The organism is Sphingobium limneticum, from assembly GCF_008710165.1.
Classification (GTDB): Bacteria; Pseudomonadota; Alphaproteobacteria; order Sphingomonadales; family Sphingomonadaceae; genus Sphingobium; species Sphingobium limneticum.
Window position 1 is genome coordinate 22,672 of record NZ_VYQA01000022.1, and the last position, 11,864, is coordinate 34,535.

Below are 11,864 nucleotides of genomic sequence, written 5' to 3' on the forward strand. Positions count from 1 at the left end.
GTCAATGCTTGGAGGTGTGATGAAGCAACGAACCCGGCGGAATGCCGCACAGAGCCGCGAGACGCTCCTGGCTGCAGCGACCGAGGAGTTCGCGTCCCATGGGCTGGCGGGCGCGCGGATCGACCGGATTGCGCAGGCGGCGGGTATCAGCAAGCCGATGCTCTACACCTATTTCGGGGACAAGGAGGCGCTCTTCGATGCCGCGCTGACGCAGGAAGTGATGGACGCGGCGCAGGCCGATCGCTTCGATCCCAATGATCTTGAGGGTTATGCGGGGCGCACCTATGACTTGCTGGTCGAACGCCCGCGCCTGTGGAGGCTGCTGACCTGGCATCATTTGGAGCGTGGCCAGGATGTTCTGATGCTCCCGGCCGGCGAGGTCCTTCTCGGGGAGAAGCTGGACGGGATCGCAGCGGCGCAGGCCGAGGGGCGGATCGTCGCCGACTTCACGCCCCTGGATGTCGTCCGGCTTGTCGCCGCCCTCACCCAGCTCTGGTGCATGACCGGAGCTGCACGCGACGCTGCCGAGCACGCGGCGCGCCGGGCGACGATCATGCGGGCGGTGGGGCGACTGCTGCGCGTGTGATCGTGCGAGGCGCGAGCTGCACGCCCGCGCGCCGACCGGGACACAGCAAGCATTTTTCGCAACCTGCCGTACTGCCCAGCGGCAAAATCAGGGCGGCTCATGCACAAGCCGGCCCGTCGGCTCCGCGGATGCGATCGACGTTCGAGGACTGCGCCGCCACTGCCGAACCGGATTGGATCATCGCCAAGTGACCCAGTGGCTGCGCGACGATCTCAGGTCGCCGGACTCGTCGCACGACGTTTCGTCAGGAGTCGTTTCATCTGCCTCAAAAGGCGAACCTGCGGCTCAATCCGGAAGAAGGCGCGACACATCCAGGAAACGAGGATCAAATGCGGTCCGCATCGGTATTACTTTCCCTGGCGCGTGCAAGCTCAGCAAAGGACTAATGTTCCCGGAGCATCTCTAGCGCTATACCTAGGTATATCACGCCGACACCAATAACATGTGATCATGCCGCTTCGCATTCTTGCCGGCCAAATGTCCCGATCATCAAATCGAAGCGTGCGAGGCTGTATTACCATATGATATTCTATCTCCTATCTCAGCAGCTTTGCAAATGAGCGCTCGCAAAAATATCTCTTCAGTCATGAGGGTTCGACGTCTGGCGTGCGTATTATAGCTATATCTATATCTAAATTTCACGAGAATAAGGTATTGGAAAAACAGGAAAAATACTGTTGACCTGTATATACAACTGATGTTGTCTGTGGCTGTTCTAAAACGTCAGGGGGATTGCACATGACCATCAGGATGGCCCTGCTCGGCAGCGCCGCCATCGTCGCGGGCTGCGCCGCGCCGGCTCTCGCTCAGGCCGATCCGACACCGCAGCCAAAAGCACAAGTCCTGGGGGATGACAGCGACATCGTCGTTACCGGCTCACGAATCCGTCGGCAGGATCTGGCCGGGGTTGGACCGGCCACCGTGGTCACCGCCGAGCAGATCCAAAATACCGGCATCGTCAATATCGAAACCGCCTTGCAGCGTTTGCCGGCCAATGCCGGCTTCGCGGGCAACCAGACATCGGCCTACTGGACCAACAACGGTTATGGCACTGCTCAGGTCAATCTGCGCGGCCTCGGCATCAAGCGCACACTCGTGCTCCTCAACGGCCGACGTCTCGTCGCGGGCGGCACCGGCGCCAATTCCTCACCCGATCTCAACATGATCCCGGTCGTGGCGCTGGCACGCACCGATGTCCTCAAGGATGGCGCGTCCGCTATCTACGGGGCCGATGCCATGGCCGGCGTGGTCAACCTTGTCACGCGCACCGATTATGAAGGCCTGGGTCTCAGCGTCCGACAAGGCATTACCGAGCGCGGCGACGGCTCCGATCTCACCGCGGACCTACTTTGGGGCATTCGCAACGATCGTGGCGGGTTCATGGCAGCAGTCACCTACCAGAAGACCAGCGCCGTCAACATGGCCTCGCGTGCGCCCTGCTCGCTCGCTGAAACGACGCCGGGCTCGCTGAGCTGCGTCAACAGCGCCTCGACGATCGGCGGACGCGCGGTGCTGCCCAACGGCCAACAGATCAACTTCAACCAGGTACCCGGAGGGAACGGGAACTTCTACGAGCCTTACAGTCCCGCCAAGCACAACTTCAACTCGAACCCGTTTCTCAATGCGGTCAGCCCAGTCGAGCGCGTCAGCACGGCCTTCTTCGCGGACTATGCGCTGACCGACGGTATCCAGGCGTTCGGCGAGTTCCTCTATACGTTCCGCAAGTCGAATCAGATCGCGACACCCGGCACGCTGCGCAATCTCTCGATACCAGCCAGCAATCCGACCAATCCGACCGGCCAGAACCTGGTCCTGGCCCAGCGCCGCCTCGCCGAACCCGGCGCGCGCCACTTCTTCCAGGAGACCGATACCTGGCAAGGCACCTTCGGGCTGCGCGGCAAGCTGGCGAACGACTGGGCCTGGGAAGTCGCGGGCAGCTTCGGGCGTAACACGGCCGTCGACGGCTCGACCAACATCGCCAATCTCGAGCGCGTCGCGAACACGCTCGACAGGAGCAAATGCTCCAGCACGGCGGGCGCGGCCATCCCCTGCGGTGACTATCTTGGGTTCGGAGACCTGACACCTCAGGTTCTGGATTATATTCTGTTCACCTCGCGCGATCGCGGAGGCAACGAACTCGGCACGGTCACGGCTGACCTCAACGGCGATCTCTTCTCCCTTCCAGCCGGCGCGGTGTCCTTCGCCACCGGCGTGGTCTATCGGCGCGAAAAAGGCTGGCGCGATCCCGACCCGTTGACGGTGCTCGGCGTGGCGAACGTCAATCAGCAGGATCCTATTTCGGGCTCGAGCACCGCCAAGGAAGCCTATCTCGAGCTATCGGTGCCGGTGCTTGCCAACACAGCTTTCGCCAAGGCGCTCACGCTCGATGGCGCAGTCCGCTACTCAGACTATAATCTCTTCGGGAGCGACTGGAATTACAAGCTCAGTGCCGACTGGGTAGTCAATGACAGCATCCGTCTGCGCGGCACTTATGGGACGGGCTTTCGCATTCCCAACGTGCCGGAGCTTTTCGGCGGCGTCTCGGAAGGCAATCTGACCACGACCGATCCCTGCTCGCGCTACACCTCCAGCGGCAACGTGACCTTGATCGCCAATTGTCAGGCGTCCGGTGTGCCGGCCAACTATACGCAGCTCGGCACCACGATCCTCACCACAGTGGGCGGTAACCAGAGCCTTCGGCCCGAAAGCTCCACGACCTGGACCGTTGGTACGGTGATATCGCCGCGCGGCATCATCCCAGGGTTGTCGCTGACGGCAGACTGGTTCGACATCAAGATCAAGGACGCGATCCGGGCCATTCCCGGCTCGACCAAGCTCGCAGTCTGCTATGCGAGCCAGAACCTGTCGCACCCGTTCTGCAGCGACTTTACGCGCAGCGCGCTGACCGGCGAGGTCACTTACCTCTCCGCCCAGCCCATCAACACCGGCCGCGAGGAGATGAATGGTCTCGATCTGGGTCTGGTGTACAGTGGTGCGGTGGGCGAGGTGAAGATCTCCTTGGATCTCAACATGACCTATCTCAACAAATATGTCGTAAACCCCTTCCCCGGCGGCGCGCCGATCTATTTCGACGGGTTTATCGGGGGCGGCAATGGCGGCTATCCGAAATGGCGTGGTTATGGCGTGCTGACGGCGGAAAAGGACGGCATCAGCGCGACCTGGTCGACACAATGGATCGGCAAGGCGACCGACTTCAACGCATCGGCCGGCGACATCGGCTACCGCACGCCGAACGTCTTCTACCACAATCTTCAGCTTGCCTTCGCGATCGACGAGAAGACACGTTTCCAGATCGGGGCCGATAATCTGTTCGACCGCAAGGCGCCCTATATCCAGAGCTTCACCGATGCCAACACCGACACGATGACCTATGATCTGCTCGGACGGCGCTTCTACGCCGGCTTCCGAACCGCGTTCTGAAGGGCAGCACATGGCAATTCGCTGGCCTTTGGTCATCCGCCGGACGCACAAGTGGCTGGCCCTGATCGTCGGCGTCCAGGTTCTGCTCTGGACGCTGACCGGCTTCTATATGGTGGCCGTCCATATCGACATCATCCATGGCGACGATCTGGTCCGCCCACCGGTCGTCGCCCCCATCGACCTTGCGAGCTTCGTCCCGCCGGCGCGGATTGTTCAATCGGCTCCCGACGCGTCCGAGATCCGCCTGCAACGGTTCATGGATCAGCCCGTCTGGCGCGCGCAAACCCCGGGTGGTCCAAGACTCTTCGATGCAGGTTCGGGACAGCCCATCCCCGATTTGAGCGAGGCACAAATCCGCGCCGCCGCTCGGCGCATCTACAGCGGCACCGGGGACATCGTCGCAGCCCGGCTGCTGACGACGGCGCCACTGGAAATGCAGGCGCGCAAGCCTCCCTATTGGCAGGTCGAATTCGATGCCTGGAACCGGCCAACCCTGTATCTCTCTCCGCAGACCGGTGAGCTGATCTCGCGCCGCCATGCGCTGTGGCGCGTGTTCGATTTCGCGTGGATGCTGCACATCATGGACTATGACGATCGCTCCGACGTCAACAATCCGCTGCTGCGCGTGGCGACCTGGAGTGCCCTTGCCATGGCGCTGGCCGGGGCTTGGCTGCTGCTTTGGTCGTTCCCGCGGCGCAGGAAGAAGAAGGCATGAAGAAAATCCGGTTCACCCCGCTCTTTTTTCGGCGCATCCACAAATGGGTCGGCCTGATCCTGGGCGTGCAGTTTCTCCTTTGGGCTCTGAGCGGCTCGATGATGGCCTTGCTCGATCAGGAGAAGGTCGGCGGACACAGTGCGCAGGCCAGCCATCAGCACGCCCTACCTGCCGGTGACTATATTGCGCCGGCAAAGCTCGCTCTTGATGGTCCCGTGCTCGGCATCGCCTTGCGGTCCCTTGCCACACGCCCCGTCTACGAGCTTCGATCCACCACGGGCACGCGGCTAATCGACGCGACGAGCGGCGCCCCGGTTCGGGTCGACGAGCAGGTCGCGCGCGACGTCGCGACGATGGTGAATGAAGCACCGATCCGCAAGGCAACGTTGCTCGCCGAACCGAATGTGGAAGCGCGCGAGCACGAAGGCACCATGTGGCGACTGGATTTCGCGGACGCAGAGAACAGCAGCGCCTACATCTCCGCCGACACCGGCCGATTCCTGGTCATGCGCGGCGACACATGGCGCACCTGGGATTTCTTCTGGATGCTCCACAATATGGACTATGTGAACCGCACCAGCTTCAATCACCCGCTGATCGTCTTCGTTGCGTTCGGTACTTTGTGGCTGTCGGGGACGGGCTTCTACCTGCTGTTTAAGAGCTTCAGTCGCGCCGACGTGCGATGGTTGCGGCGCAGGCGCAAATCGGCCGTCAAGTTGGGCGCGGGCTGATCGCTAGGTCCCAACAGAAAAAGCCGCCGATAGCTCGAACCGATTGCCCGGGTGCGTGAGCCAAGCGTGCGATACGAGACGTCCGCGACTCCAGGTTCTGCGCGTCATCATTAGCACTGGTTCTCCTTCAGCGAGGCCCAGCATTGTTCGCATGGCTGTATCCGGCATCGCCGCGCACACCCGGTGCTCTACTCGCTCGAGCGGGGCAACACGTGTCAGATATTCATTCGGCGTCGAGGCGCTGAAATCCCTCTCTCCGTAGCGTGGCGCAGCAGATGCCAGTACAAAGCGCTCCTCGACCTGAATTGGGAATTCGGTCTCGTGATGGACGATAAGCGAATGGAAGAGGCGCGTGCCCAAGCCGACTTCCAGCAGAGCTGCCCTTTCCGCATCAGCCCGTATCTCGATATTATAAATGACGCGCGCGCGATAGGCGTGGCCCCTGCCGCGCACCTCCTCCGCGATGTTGCGGATCTCGATCAGCTGCCCGATCGGCCGGGGCTCGGCGACAAAGCTGCCCCGCCCCGCCCGCCGTACCACGACACCGGCCGATTGCAGTTCCCGCAACGCCCGGTTTGCGGTCATGCGCGAGACTTTGAACGTCTCGACGAGCTCGGCCTCTGACGGCGTCTGGTCGCCGGGCTTCAGGCGACCTTCCCGGATGTCCTCGAAAATGCTGTCTTTGATCGCCACATAGCGAGGTTGCTTCTCCGCACCGGCAGCGTCGACCGCGGGTTCGCCCACAGAAGCAGCTTTCGTCCGGGGAGCGGATGCGCGGCTATGGGGGCGAGCGGGAGCATGCATCAAATGACTATACAGGTGGGGGCGAGCAAGTCCCAGTCATTCAAACAGGAAATCACCAGCGAGAGCCGAGGCGTGCGTGATCAATGCCGCGCGAAGACCTTCTGGCCCGAACTGCCGAACGACACCACCGCATAGGGTTGGCGGGCGGCGCCTGCCACTTCCATGCCCTCCGAGCCGATCGGCATCCCCGCCACCGCAATGCCTCTGACGCCTACGGGACGGGTTGCCAGCAGGCGCTTGATATCGGCGACCGGGACATGGCCCTCGATCAGATAGCCATCAACCATCGCGCTGTGGCAGGATGCCAGCGTGCCCGGCATGCCGGCCCTCCGCTGAAGCGCCCCGCGCGACGCATCGTCGCGCATGACGACCGTGCGGCCCAGCTTCGCGCGAAGCGCCTGGGCCCACTTCTCACAGCATCCACAACCCGGGTCCCGGTGGACGACGACATCATTCGCCGCAAGCGCTGCGCCGGGCAGGGCGAGGAACAGCAAGGCGGCAGAAAGACGGGTCTTCATGAACGGCTCCCGGAAGCATGCGATAGGGTTCCTAATGATCTATACGCATTGATGCCCCCTACCCCTCATCACGCTGAAGATTTCACGATGGCGCGCGGCCTCCAGGCGAGCGGCAAGGACACAAGCAGCGCCAGCGACAGACCACCAATCCCCCACAAGACTAAGTGCTGCGCCCCGGGAGCGACGACGGCGATCGCCAGCGGCGCGAGCGCCTGCCCGATGCTGGCGGCGGAATGCTGGAGACCGAGCTTCAGACCCGAAGGGGCTGCCGCACCGCTGATCCAGAAGCTGGTGACCAATCGAAGGGTTGCCGAGCTCCAGCCGGCAGCAACGATGATCCCACTGAGTTCGGCCATGCTCGCGGCGACAGGGAACAGGAAGAGCGCCGCAGCCAGCAGGCCGAGCGTCAGCCCCGCAAGCCGCCTCGGCATGGTCACCAGCCAATCGAGCCTCGCATGGAAGATCTGTGCTGCCAGCATGCCCAATCCGCAGAGACTGAGCATCCAGGCGATCTCTTCGCGGCTCAGCGAAATGACGCTCCGCGTCACCAGGAGATTGACATGCATCGCCGCCAGCCCGCCGCCCGCGACGATCGTGACGAAAAGCAGGATCAGCGTCGCGCCGAGCGTCGGCGCGGGCAGGTCTCCGCCATCGATGCAAGGTGCACACCAGCGCGGCAGACGCACGGCGCAAAGCGCCGCCCCGACGGCACCGATGCCGAAAGCGAGGATCATGAGGGGAGCGCGGGGCAGGATCGCGGCCGAGACCTCCGCCACCAGCGGACCGGCGAGATCGCCCAGAAACAAGAAGGCGGTCAGCCAGGTGAAGCGCCGCGCCTGGTCCGCGCGCTCGTTTGCGGCAAAGCTCGCGCAGAGCAAGCCCAACGGTATGATGGCGGCCGACGCCATCCCCGCCACCAGGCGCAATGCATAAAGCTCAGGCAGCCCGACGAGGCCGATCGGCGCGGTCACCAGGGCGAGGATGACCAGCGCTGCGCGCAACATCGCCCGATAGTCGACCCGGTCCGCGATCCAGCCCCAGAGCGGCGCCGCCAGCAAGGCTGCCAGGGGATGGACCGCGGTCAGGCTCGCGACATGAAAATCATGAGCGCTTGACGATAGCGCGCCACGAGCCGGGTCGACCAGTGCCGGAAGGAAGGCGAGAATGGCCGTCTGTCCCGCCGACGCCGCAGCCGCCGCGAGCAACAAGACGAAAAAGGAGGCCGGCCAGCGACCGTTGGCTTGCGATCCAGCCTTGTCACGCGGCGCGTTCGCGGTCGACCCCTCGAGTGGCCATCCGCGGATCACCACCAGGCGCGCAAGCCGATCACCAGCCTGTGTTCGGAAGGCCCTTCCCCGCGCAGGCGACGGAAATCGGCCGTGCCGTCAAATGCGCGCTCCCAGACGAAGCCGATATAGGGCGCGAACTTGCGCGACACCTCGTAGCGCAACCGTCCACTCAGCTCGACATTGCTGAAGCCGCTGCCGAGCTGCCGATCGCTCGACCGCTTCGAATAGATATTGGTCTCCACCTGCGGCGTAAGGATCAACCGATTGGTGAACAAGACCTCATAGGACGCCTTGGCGCGCGCCGCGAGACGCCCATCGGTTCCTACATAGCCGGTGAGCTGGACGTCGAACCAATAGGGCGCCAGTCCCTCGACGCCGGCGGCCAGCCAGGTGGTCGCACCCTTGCCGAGATCCTGCCTGACCCCGAGCAGCGTGCCCCAGAACGGGTTCTTGCTGTGCCACCACAGCGCCTCGACGCTGCTCTCCGGATCGAGACGTTGGTCGCGGGAGTTCTTGAGCCCCTGGCTGCGCAGCCAGAGCTTGTCATTGTCCTGACCCTTGGTGACGAGCACGGTCCAGCCCACGCCCTGACCCTCGTTGCCGCTGGTGAACTCAAGCTCATCGACAAGTATCTTGGGGATTGAGAGCTTGTCGGCCATCTCATAGCCCGGCAGCGTCGAGTTGCGGTAGCCGTCGGCATAATCGTCCGAGTTGCGCGCGTCCGGCGGGGCCTGGCCGCCCTGCATCGAGCCCATGTCCATCGTGGCGCCGTTACCGGACGCCTTCGTGTCGGTCATATCCATGCCCGGCATGTCCATGCCCGCATGGTCCTGAGAGCCTTGCGCGGAAGGAGTGTGCGGAGCGGGAGTGGCCGTTTGGGCAGGGGTGGTGGCGGGCGACGGGGGCGAGGCATCCTGCGCGAGGGCGGGGGCCGTGATCGCCGGCGCCAGGAAGAGGGCAGCGCCAAGAGCGATGCCGCGCGAGGGGAAAATCCGGATCATGCGACCACCACCTCCCGGAACATGCCGGCCGCCATGTGATAGAGCAGATGGCAATGGAAGGCCCATCGGCCCATGGCGTCGGCGGTGACGCGGAAGCTCACCCGTTGGGCGGGCTGGACCACCACCGTATGCTTGCGGACCTGGAAGGCGCCGTCCGGGCCTTCGACATCGCTCCACATGCCGTGCAGATGCATCGGATGCGCCATCATCGTGTCGTTGACGAAGGTGACGCGCAGCCGCTCGTTCGGCCTGAAATGGAGCGGCCTGGAATCGTTGAGCTTGATGCCGTCGAGCGACCAGATGAACCGTTCCATATTGCCCGTCAGATGCAGCTCGATGTCGCGCTCGGGCTCGCGCGGGTCCGGATCGCCGCCCGGCGTGCGCAAATCGGCCAGCGTCAGCACGCGCCAGCCGCGCCGGCGCAGCCCGGCGCCGGGATCGTCCAGATTGGTGCGCGGATAGTCGACGCGCATGTCGGTATTGGCGCCATATTCGGTGCGGGCGTGCCGTGCCCTGGCCGCCATCTCGGTCATGCCGTGCCCGGCATGCGCGTCGCCTCCCATTGCGCCCATCGTCGCCATCGCGCCCATCATGTCGACCGGCTCGAGCCAGGTCCGGGCCTCGAGCGGCGGCACGGCTGCCGCCATGCCCGGGGCTGGTGCGATCGTACCACGGGCATAGCCGCTCCGATCGATCGCCTGCGCGAAGATGGTGCGGGCGCCGCCCTCGGGCATGGTGAACTCGACGTCATAGGTCTCGCCCGGGCCGATCCGGAATTCCTCGACCGTGACCGGCTCGACCGGCTGCCCGTCGGTCGATACGACCGTCAGCTCGACCCCGGGGATCCGCACGTCGAAGAACGTCGCCGTCCCCGCGCCGACGAAGCGCAGGCGCACGCGCTCGCCGGGCGCGGCGATACCGGTCCAGTTGCCGGCGGGCGGCGCGCCGTTCATCAGATAGGTGTAGGTCGCGGCAGAGACATCGCTGTAGTCGGTCGGGTTCATCCGCGAGCTGTTCCACATCCGCCGCCGCTCGAGCGCCTTGCCCAAGCCCATGGTGCCGACATCCTTGAGGAAATCGCCGGCGGTCGGCTGCGCAAAATTATAGTAGCTGCTCTGCTTCTTGAGATTGAGGAAGATCTGCAGCGGCGGCTCGTCCGACCAGTCGCTGAGCACGATGCAATAGTCGCGATCGGGCGCCCGCGCCGTCGGCACCTGTTTTGGCTCCACGATGATCGCTCCATAGAGTCCCGTCTGCTCGGCGAGCGTGTGAGCGTGATACCAGTAGGTTCCGCTCTGGCGGACCTCGAAGCGATAGGTGAAGGTCTCGCCCGGCGCGATGCCGGCAAAGCTGATGCCGGGCACGCCGTCCATCTCCGCCGGCACGATGATGCCGTGCCAATGGATGCTCGACATCTCCTTGAGGCCGTTGCGTACGCGCAGCGTGACCGTGTCGCCTTCGCGCAGGCGCAGGACCGGCGCGGGCACGCTGCCGTTCACGGCGGTCGCGATACGGCGTTTGCCGGTGAAGTTGACCGGCAGCTCGGCGATCTCGAGGTCGAACTCGGTCCCGCTCAGCTCAGCGGGCAAGGTTGGTGCGGATCGCGCGAGAAGCGCCGGGGCGAAACCGGCGACCGCGCCGCCGATCGCCAGCCCCTGGACGAAACGGCGCCGCGCGATCGGCCGGATATGTAAGGGAGACATGAACTGTACTTTCGCGAAGTCGGCTTCAGGCGAGGTCGAGGACGATCCGGCCCTCGATGTCGCCATGATGCATGCGGGAGAAGACGTCGTTGATGTTCTCCAGCTTGTCTGCATGGACCGTGGCCTTGACCTTGCCCTCGCCGGCGAACGCCAGTGCCTCGAGCAGATCGAGCCGCGTGCCGACGATCGAGCCGCGCACGGTAATGCCGTTCAGCACGGTGTCGAAGATCGACAACGGGAAGTCGCCCGGCGGCAGGCCGTTGAGCGCGACCGTGCCGCCGCGCCGGACCATGCCGAGCGCCTGCTGGAACGCCTTGGGCGAAACGGCGGTCACCAGCGCCCCGTGCGCGCCGCCAATGGCTTTCTTGAGCGCTGCCGAAGGGTCCTCGTTGCGCGCGTTGACCGTCAGTGTGGCGCCAAGGCGTGTAGCGAGGTCGAGCTTGCTATCGTCGATGTCGACCGCGGCCACATTGAGACCCATGGCTCGGGCATATTGCACCGCCATGTGGCCGAGCCCGCCAATGCCGGAGACGACCACCCACTCGCCGGGTCGGGCCTCGGTGGCCTTCAATCCCTTGTAGACGGTGACGCCCGCGCAGAGGATCGGCGCAATGTCGAGGAAGTCGACATTGTCGGGAAGGTGACCAACATAGTTGGGATCGGCGAGGACATATTCGGCAAAGCTGCCATTGACCGAATAGCCGGTGTTCTGCTGTTCGTGGCAAAGCGTCTCCCAGCCACCCAGGCAATGCACGCAGTGCCCGCAGGCGGTGTAGAGCCAGGGCACACCGACCCGGTCGCCTTCCTTCACATGGGTGACGCCGGCACCAACGGCGGCGACATGCCCGACGCCCTCATGGCCAGGAATGAAGGGCGGGTTGGGCTTGACCGGCCAGTCCCCTTCTGCCGCGTGCAGGTCGGTATGGCACACGCCGGTTGCCGCAATCTTGACCAGGACCTGCCCGGGGCCGACCGTCGGGATCGGCGCGTCCTCGATGACCAGGGGCTTGCCAAATTCGCGGACGACCGCCGCCTTCATGGTTTTCGCCATGTCCGTTTCTCCTTTTAAGCGGGGG

10 protein-coding genes are annotated in these 11,864 nt (G+C 64.2%); 4 read left to right on the plus strand and 6 right to left on the minus strand.

Features of this window, described 5'->3' with window-relative positions:
- Positions 1 to 19: 19 nt before the first annotated feature.
- The 4 genes from F4U95_RS21040 to F4U95_RS21055 all read left to right on the plus strand — a co-directional run bounded on the left by F4U95_RS21040 (position 20) and on the right by F4U95_RS21055 (position 5,473).
- On the plus strand, positions 20 to 586 hold the full coding sequence (locus F4U95_RS21040) for a TetR/AcrR family transcriptional regulator (protein ID WP_015449258.1): 567 nt from the start codon (positions 20 to 22) through the stop codon (positions 584 to 586).
- A gap of 738 nt (positions 587 to 1,324) precedes the next feature.
- On the plus strand, positions 1,325 to 4,027 hold the full coding sequence (locus F4U95_RS21045) for a TonB-dependent receptor domain-containing protein (protein ID WP_070936263.1): 2,703 nt from the start codon (positions 1,325 to 1,327) through the stop codon (positions 4,025 to 4,027).
- A 10-nt stretch (positions 4,028 to 4,037) separates the two neighbouring features.
- Positions 4,038 to 4,742, plus strand: coding sequence for a PepSY domain-containing protein (locus F4U95_RS21050; protein WP_004213138.1), 705 nt, complete (start codon positions 4,038 to 4,040; stop codon positions 4,740 to 4,742).
- Entirely contained in the window at positions 4,739 to 5,473 is a 735-nt protein-coding gene (locus F4U95_RS21055) for a PepSY domain-containing protein (protein WP_004213137.1), read from the plus strand. Before F4U95_RS21050 ends, F4U95_RS21055 begins: the two co-directional genes overlap by 4 nt.
- Positions 5,474 to 5,476: 3 nt before the next feature.
- On the opposite strand, the gene hutC is transcribed toward F4U95_RS21055, so the two are convergent.
- The 6 genes from hutC to adhP form a co-directional block, all read right to left on the minus strand.
- On the minus strand, positions 5,477 to 6,166 hold the full coding sequence (gene hutC, locus F4U95_RS21060; RefSeq protein ID WP_230588639.1) for a histidine utilization transcriptional repressor HutC: 690 nt from the start codon (positions 6,164 to 6,166) through the stop codon (positions 5,477 to 5,479).
- Between the two features lie 191 nt (positions 6,167 to 6,357).
- Positions 6,358 to 6,795, minus strand: coding sequence for a DUF411 domain-containing protein (locus F4U95_RS21065; RefSeq protein WP_004213035.1), 438 nt, complete (start codon positions 6,793 to 6,795; stop codon positions 6,358 to 6,360).
- Positions 6,796 to 6,863: 68 nt separating this feature from the next.
- The gene (locus tag F4U95_RS21070) at positions 6,864 to 8,105 is read right to left on the minus strand and encodes an MFS transporter (protein WP_015449261.1); all 1,242 of its coding nucleotides are present in this window, start codon (positions 8,103 to 8,105) and stop codon (positions 6,864 to 6,866) included.
- Positions 8,099 to 9,085 carry a copper resistance protein B gene (locus tag F4U95_RS21075; protein WP_191225256.1) on the minus strand — a complete coding sequence of 329 codons (987 nt, stop codon included), beginning with the start codon at positions 9,083 to 9,085 and terminating at the stop codon, positions 8,099 to 8,101. The genes F4U95_RS21070 and F4U95_RS21075 overlap by 7 nt, the downstream gene beginning before the upstream one ends.
- Positions 9,082 to 10,788 (minus strand): copper resistance system multicopper oxidase, encoded by a 1,707-nt coding sequence (locus F4U95_RS21080; protein ID WP_037486761.1) that lies wholly within the window; start codon positions 10,786 to 10,788, stop codon positions 9,082 to 9,084. The genes F4U95_RS21075 and F4U95_RS21080 overlap by 4 nt, the downstream gene beginning before the upstream one ends.
- Before the next feature lie 25 nt (positions 10,789 to 10,813).
- On the minus strand, positions 10,814 to 11,839 hold the full coding sequence (gene adhP / locus F4U95_RS21085) for an alcohol dehydrogenase AdhP (RefSeq protein ID WP_004212676.1): 1,026 nt from the start codon (positions 11,837 to 11,839) through the stop codon (positions 10,814 to 10,816).
- Between the last annotated feature and the right edge of the window lie 25 nt (positions 11,840 to 11,864).